The sequence below is a fragment of the Bacillus cereus group sp. Bc031 genome, from assembly GCF_027716265.1.
Lineage (GTDB): Bacteria > Bacillota > Bacilli > Bacillales > Bacillaceae_G > Bacillus_A > Bacillus_A paranthracis.
In genome coordinates, this window is sequence record NZ_JAQFUL010000047.1 from 20,683 (window position 1) to 37,820 (window position 17,138).

Below are 17,138 nucleotides of genomic sequence, written 5' to 3' on the forward strand. Positions count from 1 at the left end.
ATCAATCAAAAATCGTTGGATGCTTCTTGGTTAATTTTATTATAACAATAATATAAATGTTTATATATAAGGATTTATATTTATTAGATGTGTTTTTCGATTGATAATTTTTGTTTTATACACAACAAGAATATTGAAAAAGGGCTGATAAGAATATCAAACCCTATTGACTATGTAAAATTATTTCACTGCCTCTTTTAATTCTTTTCCAGCCTTAAAAGCAGGTGCTTTTGAAGCCGCAATTTGCATTTCTTCACCTGTTTGTGGGTTACGTCCTGTACGTGCAGATCTTTCACGTACTTCGAATGTACCAAATCCAAGAATTTGTACTTTCTCTTCGTTAGCTAGAGCGCCTGTTATCGTATCTAATACAGCTTGTGTTGCTGCAGCTGCATCTTTTTGTGTAAGTACTGCTCTTTCTGCTACTACTTTTGTTAATTCTGTCTTATTCATTTTTGCACCTCTTCATATGTAATTAGGTGACTATTATAACTTGTGTATACTTATGGTGCAATTAATACTGTATACAAAAGTTGTCCCCTAGCAAGAGCCAGGGGGGGATTTTGTGTGGTAGTAAGAAAGAAAATTATGTTCATCGTACAATTTATATTGTAACATCTCCATTAAATGATAAAAATTGTTTATTCTAAAATGAAAAATATCCCTCTGATTCATTTCATCTTAGAAGGATATTTCCAATCTTTTTCTTTTCTATTATTTAAAGCGGGTTTAGATAAATTTGTTGGAAGTGTTTGCTTTTCTATTTTAGCTATTCTCTCATCAAGTTTTTCAATAGCTTCTTTTGTTTCTTTCAGTTCTAATTTAATTTCTGTCAGTAAGCGAAGTATTGCATCTCCTTTTGTCATTTTCAACAGTAATCGCTCCTTTACTTAATAAAACGGAAATAATGTATTCCTAGATATATAATAGCATTACTATTGAATCCCTAACAATTTAATTATAAAAAGGAATATATACAGGAAGAAAAAACGTTATACCACAGATTATAATGCGTACAAAGTGAGCTAGAAAAAATAATGACTTACGCTAAATTCTAAAGAAAGAGAAAACAAGATAAAAGACGACAAAGCAATTTAGAGATATAATTGTAGTATTGCATGCAGAGGATACCAGAAAAACATCATTGAATTCGCTTGTTCATATGTAATTATTAGATAGAAAAAAGAAAAGGTGGTATAAACATGAAATCAACGGGTGTTACACGAAAAATAGATGAATTAGGGCGAATTGTTCTTCCGAAAGAGTTAAGAAGAACGTTAGGAATTGCAGAAAAAGATCCTATGGAAATATTTGTAGAAGAAGAAAAGATTATTTTACAGAAATACAAAACTTATGATGCTTGTGCAATAACTGGTGATATTTCAGAAAAAAATATATCATTGGCAAATGGTCAAATCGTTTTAAGTCCTAAAGGGGCTGAAATTTTAATTAAGCAAATCCAACAACAATTAGTTAAGTAAGTTCATTCTTCCTATTGCATATAACTAAGAAAAGCCATCTATATTGATGGCTTTTCTTTGTGACATTGAATAGTACATTTTACAAACGAAGTGTATTGCATATTAAAAAAAGAGCATCTACGCTAATAGATGCTCTTAATCTGATAAGGAGTTAATCATGAGTGAATATGAAACAACAGAGGGTTGCCCCAAAAACGATAAAAATGAATTACAACAGATATGAATGGATTGAAGTTTACGCCAAAAGGAAAAGGAGAAAAAGCGTTAGAATAAAAAGAAATGATACTTAATTTAAAATAAATTTTAGTGATTGACATAATAATCTCTAGAATGCTACGGTTTTAATGGTAAAGTAATAAGAGGTTTAATGTTTAGATATTACGTATATGATACTAAAGACGCCTGAATACTATTAGAGAAAGAGACTCTATATCCGTATAGTCCATAAAGTTCAATATATAGATAATTTGATTAATTAAACCGTAAATATGGAGAGGAAGAAAGTAAGATGCTTAAAAAAGTTACATCGATTGTAGCTTCTATTATAGGAGCCAGTCTGCTACTAACAGCTTGTAGTAGTGAAGATAAAGAAGAAAAAAATAATGCAAAAGCAATTGACAAGAATGAAACAAAACAGTCCATTAGTTTACCGTATATAGCGGAGATCCCAACAATGGATGTAACGAAGGCAACGGATAGTGAATCAATGAATGTAATGCGGAATGTGTTTGAAGGTCTGTACATACTAGGAGAAGATAACAAATTAATTCCTGGTATGGCAAAATCTTATGAAGTGAGTAAAGATAAAAAAACATACACATTCCATCTTAGAGATTCAAAATGGTCGGATGGAACACCTGTAACAGCTGCAGACTTTGTATTCTCTTGGAAACGTGCTGTGAACCCTAATACAGCCTCGGAATATGCATTTCTATTCTTTGATATAAAAAATGCAAAGCGAATTAATAGTAAAGAGCTACCTGTAGATCAGCTAGGGGTAAAAGCAATTGATGATAAAACATTTGAGGTGCAATTAGAGCAGCCTGTCCCTTATTTCATTGATTTGACAACGTTTGCAACATTTTTACCTATTAACGAGAAATATTTTGAATCACAAGGAAAGCAGTATGGCTTAGAAGCAAATCAATTGGTTTATAACGGAGCGTTTACTCTGGATAATTGGAAGCATGAACAAGGTTTTCAGTTGAAAAAGAATCCGAATTATTGGGATGCTAAAGCTGTAAAATTAGACAAAATTAACTTTGATATTGTTAAAGATAAATCAACAGAGATAAATTTATATGAGTCAGGTCAAATTGACCGTGTAGGACTAACAGGAGAGTTTGTAGATAAATATAAAAATAGTTCTGATTTCAAAGAGCGACCTGAAGTAACTATGCAGTTTTTACGTATGAATCAAAAAAATGAGGTGCTAAAAAATAAACATGCTCGTTTGGCAATTAGTCAAGCAATGAATAAGAAAGCTTTTGTAGATACAGTGTTAAACAATGGTTCCCTTCCTGCAGTTGGTTTTATACCAGCTAATTTTGCTAAAGGATCTGACGGAAAAGACTTCCGAAAAGAAAATGGGGATTTAGTAAAAGATGATGTAAATGCAGCGAAAGAGAGCTGGAAAAAAGCAAGACAAGAACTAAAAAAAGAACAGATAACACTAGAAATGCTAACAAGTGATAATGCAATAGCCAAGAAAAATGCGGAGTATTTCAAAGGTGAACTAGAAAAGAATTTAGAGGGATTAACGGTCCATGTAAAACCACAGCCACGCAAACAGCAAATTCAGTTGCTTCTAAATAGTGATTATGATTTAGGTGTTGATGTATGGGGACCAGATATTCCTGATCCGATTACATTTTTAGATTTGTTTACTACAGATAGTACATATAACTTTGATAAGTATTCAAATAAACAATATGATGAACTAATTCAGCAAGTGAAGACAGACTTAGCTGGTGATGAAAATGCACGTTGGGAGACATTGAAACGAGCAGAGAAAATATTATTAGAAGACGGGGCAGTAGCGCCTTTATTCCAGCAAGGAAGATCGTATTTACAGCGCTCTTCTATAAAAGGTATTGTGACAAATGATTTTGGTGGAGAATTCAACTATAAATGGGCTGAAGTTAAGAAATAGAGAAAAAAAGGATTCGATTTATTCGAGTCCTTTTAGTTTGTATTGCCTTACAATTATGCATAATTGCATAATTAATTATCTTCTTATATCGACAAAAAACGACATTTTTTTCGATACGCTTATATTAGAATCAGATATAATGATATTGGGTTTTATAAATATACTGGGGGATATTGAGGAATTCTTGTTTTTTTAGAAGGGAGAATTTTATGAATGAAACACTTAAGAAAGAAGATAAAATTTCAGAACAAACATTAAACAAATTCTTGAGTAAAATTATTGATGAGATTGATTTCCAAAGGAAAAATCAAGAGGATATCGCTAAAATAATTGGAATTTCTTCAGGAACGCTTTCGAAGAATTTAACAGGGAAAAATCAATTTGGATTTTGGAATATAATTAAATTATTGAAGCTATTGTATGCGGGTGATATTGATAAACAACGAAAGATGTTACACACCTTCTGTTCTGTCACAACAAGCAAGAAGAACTTAAGAATTGCTATGGAATACGCCAATGCAAAAGGTGATTTATCACTTCTTAAGCTATTAGTAGAACAGGAAAGAAAGTCTTCACTTGCAATGAATAGGGAATGGGCTTATGTATATGAATTGGTATTACTTAGAAGTAATGGGACAATTAAAAAGCAGGAATTATTATCTAAGCTTGAAGATCATAAAGGTAGTAAGATAATTAAGACAAACGAGATGAAGGTCTTATGTGGTATATTAACTTACTACACTATGTATGATTTAGAAAACTATAATTCTCTGTTCAAATATGCTGAAATGTTACTTCCAGATGTAGATGCAATTACTGATAGTTTTATTAGGTCATCTTATCTAGGTAGGATTAAAGAAGGGTTAGCATATGCTTATTTAGTACAAGATAATCTTGAAATGTGTAGGAGTTTGTGTCAGGAGATTTTAGCAATAGATGACTCTAAAGATTGTTTCCACCTTTTAAGGGCATCCGCACTTGCATATATAGCAGAGTCATATACTTTCGATTGCTATGATAGTGCATCTTGGTATATGAAAAAGGCACTGAAGCAGTTGGGAGCATGTAATTTTGAAAGGGAAAAGCATAGAAAGCTATCAATTCTTAACACATATGCTTTCATTAAGTTAGTAAATAAGCAAGAATTAGAGAATATAGTTATATATCATTCTGCAGAAAAGTCTTTTTTAGAAATCATTAAGGGGAATTACAAAAATGCAGTTGATATCCTGAGTGATTTAGAAAAGAAAAATGGGATGCTAACTCCGATGCAATATTGTTATTTAGGAATAGCAAAGAATGATATTTCATTAATTGAAAAGTCGATTGTGTTACTAGAGTGTGCTGGTAATAGGTTCTATTGTAGGTTCCCTAAAAAAATAGTGGTAGAATTTAATAAAAATGGTATAATGTACGAGGGTGGTGCTATATGAAGAAATTATTATTTGTAGTAACAAGTATTGTTTTAGCAGCAGGAATTGTTTACACTGTTGTTGGTAGTAAAGAGCAACCAAACAATTTAGTAAAAAAAGATTCAGAACAATTATTAGCTAGAATGGGTGACCCTGGAAGTGGAATGGGTTAACCTTTAAATAATTAGAATGCGATTGTCTCATAGGAGGCAATCGCATTTGTTGTTTTTAGGGATATTTCCTAAATATCAAATTCGAAATACAAGAAAAGTTTGTGAAATATTCACAAACTGATAGCTAATACGAAATCAGAATTTCAAACTATATTGTTAGTAAAGTTGCAAAAACCTTTGTGTTATCAAATCTACTGATAACACAAAGGTTTCCAAAGATTATTCCGCGAGGGTGGGGCATTGAAAATGTGTAGACCCTTTTACAGGCTAATACTAAACAAGTGCATTTAACTCACGTAAAATATAAAATTTGCTGAAAAATAGTTTTACATTCATTTGGTAAAATGCTTTTTTATAAAATAGGTGTAATCAATAAGAACATCTAGCACTTCATGCTGTTTTTGTGGAGGTAGATCAGATATTGCTACTTTAATTAATTCTAATTTACTTTCAAGTGGCGCATTTCGCCCAAAGAGTTCATCTATGGAGACGTTATGTATTTCAGCAAGATTCATGATGGAATCTGCATCAGGATCAGCTTTCCCATATTCCCAATTTGCATAAGTAGTGCGGGCAATGTTTAGGCGATGTGATATATCGGATTGGGTATATCCTTGTTTTTTTCTCAATTCAGCAAGTCGTTTGCTTAGATGGGACATATCATCACCTTTTCCTTTCTGATTTATAAAGATAGTGTAAAACAGAAAAGGTAAATTGTGTCCTAATGACTAATAATAAGTCATAATATAATTTTTTTTGTAATAATTAGTTTAAATGTTATGATGATAGAGAAATATTTAGAGTTCTATGGACAAAAAAACAAGAAGAAATCGAAACATTAAATCGAGTTTCTTCCTATTATATATACTTACTAAAATAATGAATTTCCTATATCTATTGTGGCCAAGTTTTGACGTCTTGTACGCTCTCTTAAATAACGTTCTGTAGTCATGATAGATTCATGCCCTAAATAGTCCCTAATTTTTTTTAATTCAATACCCTTTTCCATTAAGTAATTAGCCATGAAGTGCCTACAAGTGTGAGGAGTAATTCTATCCTGTCGATAGCGCAGAAAAGTTAAATTTGTTTCTTCAATTTTTTTTGCCACAAGAGAAGATAGATAGTCTGCTCTATAATTTGATCCATCAGCTTTAGGGAGAAAAGCGGAGGTATTCGATGCATCTAGTTTTGTTGTTTGTTTACGTAAACTTCGAACATGGCATAAAGCATCCAATGTATCTTCAAAGATACGAACTTCCCTACTTTTATTCCCTTTACCAACTACACGAAGTAGATAGGCATTTAAAGATGAATGAAAGACCAAATTTGCCCATTTAGCAGTTGCGATTTCTTCGATTCGTAGTCCTGTTGTAGTTAACAGGAAAAATGCAGTGTAAACAAAATAGTTGGATTTTTTCAGTTCATCTAATATCTGGGTAACTTCTTCTGGATAAAGGTCACGATTGACTAGCTCTTCTTTTTTTACGGATACTTTTTTAAGGCGACTACTAAAGTTGTCTGAGAGTCCGTTATTATCATACACATATTTTAAAAACTGCTGCACTACTGTTTTCTTTTTACGTAATGTAGTGGCAGCATATTTCTTACTTAATTCATAGAAGTAGATTTCCATGTCATTATGGGATAACTCCTGGATGGTTCCGATTGCTTCTTTTATGTAGCGAAGAAAATGAGAAAGATCGTGCAGATACTGTTGTTTTGTTCGCTCACTTCTATTTTTCGTTAAAGAAGGCTCATCGTGTAAAAATAAATAAACTAATGATTCTTCACTTAATTGGGAGTAGTCAATATTACGGATACCCAAACCCATAATGTTTTCAAAATGACTGCTATCAAAAAAATCTGATTTTGATTTTACAATTTGGTTATTATGTTCGTAATTTATAATATTCAAATTTAAACACAACCTTTTATAGAATGAAATATTAAACAAATATTTTTATATAAAATTTTATAGTTCTAATTATACCACAATAAATGCATTATTTATTGTGGTATAAAATGAAATGTTTAAATAAATATTTTCGAATTAAAATTTAACGTTTCTGTCTAGGTAATGTATAATAGAAATGTTTAATTGATTTTTTTTGTACATTTCAATCCAAATGCGGTAGGAGGAGATTTTTTTTGACTAGTCTTCGTCTGAAAATTTTACAAGAAATCCATAATTTAGAAGATACCCATTGTTCAATTTGCCCTCTGAACAACCTATCAGTGAATTGTACAGATGAGCAAGAACAGGCAAAACAGAGAAACTACAAACATTGTAAAGGTTGTCCCATTTTCGATTCCATCCGAGAGAAAGGAGAGCAATTGAATTCTTTATCGAAAAAGAGTACATTTAATAAAATACGAGAACGTTATATGGAGAATCCATTTAAGTATCTGCAGTATAAGGAGTACTCAATTACAGATGTAGTAAAAGAAACAGGTTTAACAAAGTATCAACTAAGAAAATTTAAACAACAGCTAGAATGAAAGTTTCGGACGAGGTGAGAAATGGACTATTTATCTTTAGAAGAGGTATGCGATAGGGTAGGTTTAACAAAAAATCAATTAGGCTATTTAATTAAATATAAACAGATCGAACCTATCAATCTGGCTACCTGGAAAGCAGATGGCGGATATCGCTTTGAGAAAAAAGATGTAAAAAAGTTAGAGGAATTATACAAAGACTCTTTAACATTAAAAGAAGCAGCTGAATTTCTAAATAAGTCTAAGACTTACGTTCATAATGCCGCTAAAGATGGGATATTGCCCTTTAAAGAGATTGCTAAAGGGAAATCTACTGAACGATTGTACTTAAAAAAGGATTTGGAAGTTTTCAAAGGAAAAATTGAAAACCGATCAAAAAAGGAATCGAAAGAAAAAAAGCAGCATTTAAGTCTCTATCTTGATGAAAAGGTAGTAGAAGCAATAAAGAAAAAGGCTGCGAAGAAAGGGTATAATGGCTACAAGAAGTTTGCTGAAGACATTTTATCTGCAGAAGTAAAAGAAGACATAGAAGAATAGAAATCCCAGAGAGAATAGATCCCTAAAAAACGAAAAAACGTTATAAGGGGTCTATTTTTGTTTCTAAGAAGTTTTTTATCTTTCAAGTGTAATTGCATTATCTGAAGTTTTAAAAATGATTACAGATGATTTTGAGAGGTCGTTTTTCGGGGACATCACTGAAAAAATCACTACAATTACAAAAAAAAGGGTTAATATATATAAATTAGAAAATAGAGGAAGAGACAATGAATAATTACAAGTGCGCTTTATTTAAAATGAGAAATGTGTGAAAAGAAAGATGTGAGATATAAGAGATAATGATACCAGGATTATAAATATAAAGATTTCATCTGAAACTTAGTAGGCAAATGAGTAAGTTAGAGGATTAGGCAGAGATACATTGCGGAACACATCAAAAAAATATACAACTTTTATTTGAAATTTATATTCTCAAAAAATAGCATATAAAACTAAGGACAATTATGAAAAATCAAAGAAATACAGTATACATATTTAAATTATAGTAAACTAATTTCTTGTAAAACTCATTAACTCAAAGATTATATACAGACTAAAATTGGACAGATTTTCTATTTTAGAGTGTTGAAGTATGGTAAAATAGAAGTATAACTGTATATCGTGTGAAGGTGGGCTTGTTATTATCCCTTCTTTCCATTTGGAAGGAAAGGGGGTGATATAACATGGAATTTTTGTTTGAACTTTTAAAAGAAATTGCAAGAGCAGTTGTGCGTGAAGTTTCAGCATACGCACTGAAAAAGCAATTCGAAAAAAAAGACAACAAAAAACCCGCGCTTCACCGACCAAAGTACAAGCGAGGGTCTAAAAGAAAAAGATAATGCATAATAACGGCCACCTTGACAGTAGCAGTTATGAGACGGGATGTTGACAGCATCTCGTCTTTTTTAGTTTATGCAATTCAGTTAAGTACTATACTTTATATATACTGAATATGCATTCAATATATAACTAATCTAAAGTAAACATACCATATTTTTATTTTTTGGTCAACGTTTGGAAATATGAGGGGCTAAATTTAGAGGTTTATACAGTGATTCCTAATGTAAATGATATAAAGAATAAAAGTAGTTTTATAGTGAAGGGTTTGCTTGTTTTCAAAACAAGCAAACCCTCTTGATAGATAGTCTTTTATATATTTTACAGCAAACAATTTATCGATATCTTTGTGCAAATTGCTCGCTATAGGAATCAACTAATTTAGTACGTCCAGAATCAGAATAAACCTTAATATTGTATTTAACATAAACATTGTATGCATCTTGATCCTGCCATTTTTGTACAGTCCACCAATAGTTTTTACCCTTAGGAAGAGAAAGACCGCCTACTACATACCCTGCTACACCAGAAGCAAAAGCATTGCCAATTTTCGCTATAACTCCAGCACCTAAACCTGCTATAGCTGCGTTAACCATAAAACGATATGAGGCATTATAAAATACATTGTTTCCATAAGTTGTCGTTACATATTTCCAGTTGAATGTACCAGCTGTTGGGTGAACATATTGAATTTGATCTGAATCTTTAGGTGTTATTGGATTCAATGGAGCTTGTCCATTTAGGAATAAAGAGTCTAAATCTTGTTGAGGTAATGAACTAATATCAATTGCTCTATTTTCTTTTGATACATCCTGGTTGTAAGAAACTGTAGGTGAATTTCCTTCCTTGTTCTCTGCTGCTTGCGTTGTTGAACTAAATGCAAACCCTGAGCTTAGTAATAAAACCAATGAACTTCCAGCCAATAATGTTTTTTTCATAATAATCCCCTTTCATTTGCATAAAAAATTTTATACAATATATTATACAGTCATTATCTGAAAAGTAATTATTTTCTAAAAATAGGAGGTAGGAGTCAATATGTTTAGTAAGATTACTTCAAAAAATGAACGTATTTATGTGATTTTTGTAGTTGCACTGTCTATAGGGTTGTTTAGCATATCTCGTACAGTTTGGTGGTTGTATGGAATGGTGTTTTTGTTATTTTTATCTGCTTTTATATTTAGAGACAGACCTACAAAAAAGGAAGTAATGATAAATCTTGTTGGCTTTGTAGCATTATGTTTCATTTTCTGGATAGGAGAATACATCATAAATTTGTAAAATACTAACAATGATTCTTGTTAAATACGATTATAACAAATTATTAGATAAATGGAATATTTTACTAACAATTTTAATATAGTGCTAGTTTAGAAAAATCGATTATTTTAGGGGTTTATGCCGTTTTTTTTATTTAGAAATTTTGAGATAACTAAGATTCTTTGACAGTAATGAAAGAAATAAGTCTAAACAAAATATAAAACAAAGCATATTTATAACAGAAACAGCCCAAATTTCTCATTAGGAATTAGGGTTGTTTTTATGATGGGATATCGTTTCACTTTTAGGAATGGATATTTTCAAATGATAACCATTAATGAAATAATGATATGGTATAATTTTCTTAATATATAAGAAAAGAAGGGATGGAATGAGCACGCAAATAAAGGTAACACCGGAACAATTAGAACAAGCTGCTAAAACAGTAAGAAATACGAGATCATCATTAGAATATATACATAAAGATTTATACTCTCAAACTGAATATATAGCTTCTCAGTGGAGCGGAGCAAGCAGTCAACGTTTTTATCAGATGTTTAATGAAGCAAAGCCAATGATGTTTAACATCTTGCAAGAATTAGATAAAATCGCAGTAGAATTAGAACGTGCAGCTGTTAAATTCCGAAAAGCGGATGAATTGTATGGAGGAAATTTAGTTGACTCTGATATTCAAGAAGGAGCCATGTGTGGAAAACTCCCTCCAAAATCAGAAGAGTCATTTTTCAATGAAAAAGATTTAAATGCTGCGTGGACTGGTATTTCTACTGGGTTTGTAGATGGTGCAGTGGATGCGTGGGAAGGACTGATATCCTTAGGTGATAAAGAAACCTGGTTGAATATGCGAGACGCAATTGTAAACTATAGGGAGACTATTCCTGCTGCATGGAACACTGTATCAGATACATTTATGAATAAATTTTGGAATGGGGATCTGGAAAGTAGAGAGCATTATCTGGCTTATGGTATAGCAACGTTAGGACTCGGGCTTCTGGGTGATAAAGGTCTTAGTAAAGCAGGACAAGTTGGGAAGGTAGCTGCTATTACAGGGCTGACTAAAGGGAAATCTCTTATAACTAATTCCCCGGCATACAGAAATGCATTACATATATTAAATAATTATGAATTTAAGGGTGGTAATCATCTCTCATATGCAGGTGTCGGTAGTACACAACAATATTTACAGAAAGCAGCTACGTATACTTATGAAGGCGCGAATGGTCCAAAAACAATTCGTTTGCGAAAAGGAGACTTAGCAGGAGACAAGCACCCAGTTACAGGAATTCCATACGATGCTGACGGATTTCCTATTTTTGAATCAAAAGGGGAGGTACTATTAAAAGAGGCAGATTTCAAAAAGTCTAGAACAACACAGTCTAGAAAGTGTAGTAAAGCATTATATGAACAAATAATGGAAAATCCTGAATTAGCCTTAAAATTCACAGAGGAAGAAATTCAATTATTTAAAATAGGGAAAACGCCAGAGCATTATACATGGCATCATCATCAAGATGCTGGGAGAATGCAACTTGTAGATTATCAGACTCATCATGATACCGGTCATACAGGTGGATATAAAATTTGGGGGAAAGATAGCGATAAATAGGGAGGTACTTAGTCATGAATCACATTACATGGATCAATACAAATGAGAACAAAATAACAAATGACCAAATTAAACAATTAGAACAATACTTTAATATTAAATTTCCTAATGATTTTATAGAGTGTGTACAAAAGTATGATGGTGGATATCCTACGCCAGATACCTTTAATATTCCAAATCAAGATGAAAATTCACTCAATAATCTTTTAACCCTAGATTCTAATAAAAAATACTCCATTCTAGAAACATATAATAATACGAAAGATAGATTACCTCATAAAATTTATCCTTTTGCTAGAGATCCATTCGGTAATCTTTTATGCTTCGATTACCGAAATACGAGTGATTCACCATCAATCGTATTCTGGGATCATGAGGAAGAAGACATAAAGGAAGCAATATATCCTATTTGCTCAACATTTACAGAATTACTTGCTAGTTTACGTGATTTTGAAGAAGAAGATTGAGGGAATAAAAAAACGGTCTAGAATTCTTATAGACCGTTTTTTTATGATTTACTAATTTTCCAACCATCATCCGTTTTCTCTAGTTCAATTACGATTACTTTTTTAGGATTATCTTTATATACAGCATCAACAGTTACTGTAGCAATTTCATTTTTCTCTTCAACTTTTCGGATTTTATAGCTTTTAAGATCCTTGCTAACTGATTTCATTAGGTCTGCATTTCCGCCCACAAAAGCAACGATTTTCTTCGCTTCAGGAGTGAATAACTCGCCAAAATCTTTGACATTTCCTTCTTTTGCATCTTCGAAATACGCTGTAGCAACTTCTTCAGGGTTACGATTATTTCCACATGCTGCAAGTGCTGAAATTGATACTATCATTACCAGCGTTAACATGATCATACGCACAAATTTGTTTTTCATTCAAACCACTCCTTATATATAACGTAATTTCAACTCTTATAAAGAGCTAAATCACTTGTATAAGTATATAATAATTAAAACCGTAAAACTATATATATTTAAATATAATTTTTATGATGTTACTATTATTATTAAAAAGATGAGCAGCAGGGGAATCTACCTATTACTATAATATTGATTTCCGTTATATACATTAGTATAATAATGAAGTCAGCGTTATAGGGGTATAACAGACGACATTCATTTTTAAAATCATAAAATCGGATTCACTTATATGAAAGATAAAAGCTCTCCCATTCACAGGAGGGCTTTTATCTTTTTTGAACTATACGCATATTCATAAAAATTAGAGTTAAGGCTTTCTTTATATAGATTACTTTTGTGAAAACTTACCAAAAAATTTACAGTAAATCCATACAAAACACATATATCGTATATATAATATATTTGTAGATACTAACATTAAGAAAAAACGTTAAATGTAATTTTAGCGTGTACTATTTATCCATTTACATTGTAGTAAAAATTAAATGACTTAAGTAGAAGAGAGGATGATTAACAATGGGACAAGTGTTTATTGATGAAAAAGGACCACAAGAAACAATCAGAATTCCAAATACATACCGTGACGATAGAAGAATAAATCTAGGTGATGATTTAATGCGTTCTTATGTAGCCGATGTACTTTATATTCCAGAAGATTCCCTAGAAAATGTTAACAAAAAATACCTGGAACTGGTTGAAAACTATAGAAGCGGACAAAAAAATAAAGTTGAGAAAGAGCTAAAAGGAATTGATATTCTAAAAGGCAATTTCAATTTCGGCGTTGCAAGTATGAAAGAAGTAAATAGTAGTTTTTATTTAAATTTATTTAACATGCTACTAGATGCAAATGTCTCTAACTTACTATTTTCAGTAAATAAAATGTCGATGGTTATTGATGCTAGACTTACACAGTGGATTCTCCAACTGGAAGCAAAAAGATTTATCGACTCTGCTATTTTGTTTAAATACAGTCTCACAAAATATTGTGAATTAGAAGCATCTGAAGAGGTTATTAGAAATCTTTTTGATCCAGAAAAAACAATCAATGAAATACTATACTCTATTCAAAAAGATTTGAAAGAATTTGTGGCAAAACATAAGAATATTGCTAGAATGAGGAACCAAATAGCATATTACAAAAAAATGATAAAGGACATTGGGAATGGGAAGAAATTAGCTAATGATGTGGTATTTGAAAAAGTATCATTTGACTGGGAAAAGGTAAGCTCTGATGTTGATTTATGGTTAAGTGAGAATAAGTTACACGGTATATGGGAACCTGAGCAATCTACACTAATTCTTGATCAGGGAATACCTTCTAAGCCATTTGAGAATATTGGGTTTGGCAATATAATGGAAGAGAAGGATTCTAAAGAATTTGTTGGATTACAATTAGCAGATATGCTAGTGGTGATAACAGGAAGCTACATTTCTAAACTTGCATCTGCAGTTCGTTATGATAAATCAGAACCAGAAAAAACTAAGCACCTTGGTGCAGAATGGTTTGTACTAAAGGAGCATCAATTTGACCTAATATCGAAAATGACAGAGTTCCTTTTTGGAAATGATCATGTTTACAGTGTCATAGGAGATACTTATTTTGATGAAACTCACTTGTTTGAGATGTATTGTAGGTATATAAGTTCCTTTAGTAATTATGACAATTATGATAAAAAGAAGACTGAATTACATGTTAAAGATATGTTTATTTATCTTGCAGCTGCTACAAACGAAAAATGGGAATTAGGAGTACAAAACGAGCTTTTCGCAAGGAATATGTATGGAGATTATATGACTGGAATTAATGAGGGAGTAATACGGAAATTGTAAACTCTCGTAAAATGGATAATAAACCTGCCAGTAACTTAATGTTTCAATAGCAAAAAAGAACTTATAACCTTTATGTATTATGGTTTCTAAGTTCTTTTTTTGTTCTAAGGTAATTAAAATTCATTAGTATCCATTCTTATATAAAAGGTTCTTAATAGAATCTCAATACAAAAAAAGCTAGAATATAACAACCAGTCACACATGATTGACTAAAGACTTTTGTTTTACATAATAACCAATCTTTTTTTATGGCCATATAACGTCTAATTACCAATGCAAGCTGAAAAATAGAAGCAAGGCAACACATAAATAACAAAAACTCGATTAAAACTCTCATCATTGCACTCCTCCTTAGTAACTAAAAAAAGCAGGGTAGCTATGATTCCTGCAATATAAATAATAACACATATCCTTAAACTTTTTAATATATAAACATTAAAATAGTTAAATATAGATTCGGAAATTTATAATATCTACGTAATTCTAAAATTAGTAATAAACGGAAAACAACATAAAGTTTGCAATAAGCAAAGGAGCTTGGCAACTTAATTAGTTATGGTTTATGTAAAGTATTAATTCAAGTCTAATCTAATCTTACCTGTATACTTAATGACTTAAATATTATTACCTAATAATACTTTATTATTTTGTCCCGTCTAATAAATAGGCTACATTCAGACCATTACAAATTAAAACTTCATACAAACCACACATTAACTACACTACTAACACAAATTGATATTGTATAATTTATTTATTATAATTCACAAATAACATTCAAATATAATGATATTAGGTATTACAGAAGTTATATGACATTAGAAGAGAAGAGAACAAATAAGGGGAGAAGATACTATGACAAGTTTTGCGAATCAACACGTAGAAAATACGATTTTAGAAGAGGATGTAGAGCTTTTAAAGGTTATGGCACACCCAATGCGCTTAAAACTGATCAGTGAGCTTTCTAAACATAAAACACTAAATGTAACCCAAATGACCGAAATTTTAAACATTCCACAATCAACAGTTTCCCAACATTTATCTAAAATGAAAGGGAAGGTTATAAGAGGTAATCGTCAAGGATTAGAAATTTACTATAGCATTGAAAACCAAAAAGCCAAAGAAATTATGGGGTTATTAGGACCGTTACAATAAAATATTAGGACTACAATTTAAAAGTAAATTATTTAGAAAGCAAAACCCTCCTGATAATGGAGGGTTTTTATTTGTTAATTCATTAAAAAATAATCTCTTTATTCTAATGATATCAATAACTAAAATATGTCATAATGAACCTGTAAAAGAAAATGCCCCATCAACACTAATACGCCGCTGGAAGGGATATAGATGATAAAAAAAGTTATGATGATACAGCAAATAAAGTATACACATTGGGCTTATTTAAAAGAGGCACTAACGAATTTTTGGAATTACCGTTAATATACAAAAATGAAGAAAATTACAAATCGTTTCACTTACCATTAGCAGATCTGAATAAGATTTTATACAAAAAACTTTGTGAGTTCCTGGAAATTGATTATAATAAAAACGGTCCTTTTAAACCACTATATTTTTTCAAGGCTCTACATAACGCTATTCCAACAAAAGCTAATATTCTGCTTAAGGATAGATTGGCTTGTTCATATTCATATCCTACCAGTAAAGATAATGAACAAGACAAAATATATTTTCGCAGTTTCCTTAATAATGATTTAAATGGAAAAAAACGGAGTTTAGAAAATAAAGCGAAAACGGAAAAACTTTTACCCGATGCTCATAAGCTTATTGGTACAAGGAATATTTCCGTATGCTTCACGCGTACACCAAAAGATGAGCGAAAAGAAAAAGAAGAAATAAAGACTAAATTTAACAAACTCTAATCTCAAATATAACCCAAAAGAGCCTGGCACAAATGTCGGGTTCTTTATATATACCTACTACACACCCAATCACTAGTAGCTATAGACTAGCATATCTATCTTGTTTATTTTTTATATACTATATATTTAAACTTGTTACAGAGTAGAAAAGTAACCTACATTTAAACCTACACGTACCCATAAGATCACATGGATTTGCTTCTGTAATGTACAAAGACATGAATCTCTAAACTAAAATCTCATGAACAATCGTTGGAAAATAGTCCTTATCATAAACTTTGTAGGTACTTTCTTGTCTTAATAACGGGACATGAAAGTCTAAACTTTTTGTACTTAGGACAAGAAACTCTAAACTACTTAGCCAGCAATAATGTAATAAGAAGAAAGTTAATTTTCTCCTTATTGCATTATTACTATTAAAAAAGAACTTATAGGGGTCCCGTCACACATCCATCAACTTAAGGATTTAGACTATTCTTAAACTTAAAAGCACGTTACTATTCTCTTATGTTAATGAGAAAG

The 17,138-nt window shown here is 31.2% G+C and carries 18 protein-coding genes and 1 pseudogene; 13 read left to right on the forward strand and 6 right to left on the reverse strand.

All coding sequences use genetic code 11. The features are described 5' to 3' along the window. Positions 1-180 precede the first annotated feature (180 nt). Both PDQ33_RS17785 and PDQ33_RS17790 read right to left on the reverse strand, forming a co-directional pair. Entirely contained in the window at positions 181-453 is a 273-nt protein-coding gene (locus tag PDQ33_RS17785) for an HU family DNA-binding protein (protein WP_073543622.1), read from the reverse strand. A gap of 218 nt (positions 454-671) precedes the next feature. Continuing rightward, positions 672-866 (reverse strand): hypothetical protein, encoded by a 195-nt coding sequence (locus tag PDQ33_RS17790; protein WP_002083794.1) that lies wholly within the window; start codon positions 864-866, stop codon positions 672-674. A gap of 336 nt (positions 867-1,202) precedes the next feature. Here PDQ33_RS17790 and PDQ33_RS17795 point away from each other — a divergent pair, with 336 nt between their 5' ends. The 4 genes from PDQ33_RS17795 to PDQ33_RS17810 all read left to right on the forward strand — a co-directional run bounded on the left by PDQ33_RS17795 (position 1,203) and on the right by PDQ33_RS17810 (position 5,218). Further along, positions 1,203-1,481 (forward strand): AbrB/MazE/SpoVT family DNA-binding domain-containing protein, encoded by a 279-nt coding sequence (locus PDQ33_RS17795; protein ID WP_000843051.1) that lies wholly within the window; start codon positions 1,203-1,205, stop codon positions 1,479-1,481. 508 nt (positions 1,482-1,989) lie between these two features. Next, the gene (locus PDQ33_RS17800; RefSeq protein ID WP_073543623.1) at positions 1,990-3,633 is read left to right on the forward strand and encodes a peptide ABC transporter substrate-binding protein; all 1,644 of its coding nucleotides are present in this window, start codon (positions 1,990-1,992) and stop codon (positions 3,631-3,633) included. Between the two features lie 209 nt (positions 3,634-3,842). Continuing rightward, complete coding sequence (locus PDQ33_RS17805) at positions 3,843-5,066, forward strand: AimR family lysis-lysogeny pheromone receptor (RefSeq protein WP_080494686.1); 1,224 nt, start codon at positions 3,843-3,845, stop codon at positions 5,064-5,066. Beyond that, positions 5,063-5,218: a hypothetical protein gene (locus PDQ33_RS17810; protein WP_000734602.1), complete on the forward strand. Its 156-nt coding sequence runs from the start codon at positions 5,063-5,065 to the stop codon at positions 5,216-5,218. Before PDQ33_RS17805 ends, PDQ33_RS17810 begins: the two co-directional genes overlap by 4 nt. 332 nt (positions 5,219-5,550) lie before the next feature. On the opposite strand, the gene PDQ33_RS17815 is transcribed toward PDQ33_RS17810, so the two are convergent. Together PDQ33_RS17815 and PDQ33_RS17820 are read right to left on the reverse strand one after the other, a co-directional pair. Continuing rightward, a complete protein-coding gene (locus PDQ33_RS17815; RefSeq protein WP_073543625.1) occupies positions 5,551-5,877 on the reverse strand; it encodes a helix-turn-helix domain-containing protein in 327 nt (108 codons plus the stop codon). A gap of 212 nt (positions 5,878-6,089) precedes the next feature. After that, on the reverse strand, positions 6,090-7,133 hold the full coding sequence (locus tag PDQ33_RS17820) for a tyrosine-type recombinase/integrase (protein WP_200730773.1): 1,044 nt from the start codon (positions 7,131-7,133) through the stop codon (positions 6,090-6,092). Between the two features lie 233 nt (positions 7,134-7,366). Between PDQ33_RS17820 and PDQ33_RS17825 the strand changes: the two genes are divergently transcribed. The 3 genes from PDQ33_RS17825 to PDQ33_RS17835 all read left to right on the forward strand — a co-directional run bounded on the left by PDQ33_RS17825 (position 7,367) and on the right by PDQ33_RS17835 (position 9,090). After that, complete coding sequence (locus PDQ33_RS17825) at positions 7,367-7,717, forward strand: zinc-finger domain-containing protein (protein WP_200730772.1); 351 nt, start codon at positions 7,367-7,369, stop codon at positions 7,715-7,717. Positions 7,718-7,738: 21 nt separating this feature from the next. After that, positions 7,739-8,251, forward strand: a complete 513-nt coding sequence (locus PDQ33_RS17830) for a helix-turn-helix domain-containing protein (RefSeq protein ID WP_000386112.1) — start codon at positions 7,739-7,741, stop codon at positions 8,249-8,251. 683 nt (positions 8,252-8,934) lie between these two features. Beyond that, positions 8,935-9,090: a hypothetical protein gene (locus PDQ33_RS17835; protein WP_000394773.1), complete on the forward strand. Its 156-nt coding sequence runs from the start codon at positions 8,935-8,937 to the stop codon at positions 9,088-9,090. Between the two features lie 333 nt (positions 9,091-9,423). Here the strand turns inward: PDQ33_RS17835 and PDQ33_RS17840 are convergent, their stop codons facing one another. Beyond that, positions 9,424-10,026 carry a hypothetical protein gene (locus PDQ33_RS17840; protein WP_000751950.1) on the reverse strand — a complete coding sequence of 201 codons (603 nt, stop codon included), beginning with the start codon at positions 10,024-10,026 and terminating at the stop codon, positions 9,424-9,426. 100 nt (positions 10,027-10,126) lie between these two features. Here PDQ33_RS17840 and PDQ33_RS17845 point away from each other — a divergent pair, with 100 nt between their 5' ends. The 3 genes from PDQ33_RS17845 to PDQ33_RS17855 all read left to right on the forward strand — a co-directional run bounded on the left by PDQ33_RS17845 (position 10,127) and on the right by PDQ33_RS17855 (position 12,439). Beyond that, positions 10,127-10,369, forward strand: coding sequence for a hypothetical protein (locus PDQ33_RS17845; protein WP_000491739.1), 243 nt, complete (start codon positions 10,127-10,129; stop codon positions 10,367-10,369). Positions 10,370-10,739: 370 nt separating this feature from the next. Then, complete coding sequence (locus PDQ33_RS17850) at positions 10,740-11,972, forward strand: WXG100 family type VII secretion target (protein WP_000107160.1); 1,233 nt, start codon at positions 10,740-10,742, stop codon at positions 11,970-11,972. 14 nt (positions 11,973-11,986) lie between these two features. Then, positions 11,987-12,439, forward strand: a complete 453-nt coding sequence (locus PDQ33_RS17855; protein ID WP_001015690.1) for an SMI1/KNR4 family protein — start codon at positions 11,987-11,989, stop codon at positions 12,437-12,439. A gap of 41 nt (positions 12,440-12,480) precedes the next feature. On the opposite strand, the gene PDQ33_RS17860 is transcribed toward PDQ33_RS17855, so the two are convergent. Further along, complete coding sequence (locus PDQ33_RS17860) at positions 12,481-12,861, reverse strand: DUF4878 domain-containing protein (protein ID WP_000790845.1); 381 nt, start codon at positions 12,859-12,861, stop codon at positions 12,481-12,483. A 561-nt stretch (positions 12,862-13,422) separates the two neighbouring features. On the opposite strand from PDQ33_RS17860, the gene PDQ33_RS17865 reads away from it, so the two are divergent. The 3 genes and pseudogenes from PDQ33_RS17865 to PDQ33_RS17875 all read left to right on the forward strand — a co-directional run. Further along, positions 13,423-14,736: a hypothetical protein gene (locus PDQ33_RS17865; protein WP_000531859.1), complete on the forward strand. Its 1,314-nt coding sequence runs from the start codon at positions 13,423-13,425 to the stop codon at positions 14,734-14,736. Between the two features lie 855 nt (positions 14,737-15,591). Continuing rightward, positions 15,592-15,891 carry an ArsR/SmtB family transcription factor gene (locus PDQ33_RS17870; protein ID WP_000200275.1) on the forward strand — a complete coding sequence of 100 codons (300 nt, stop codon included), beginning with the start codon at positions 15,592-15,594 and terminating at the stop codon, positions 15,889-15,891. A gap of 182 nt (positions 15,892-16,073) precedes the next feature. Then, positions 16,074-16,616 (forward strand): annotated as a pseudogene (locus PDQ33_RS17875) (DUF6037 family protein); the annotation flags it as partial. Positions 16,617-17,138: the final 522 nt, after the last annotated feature.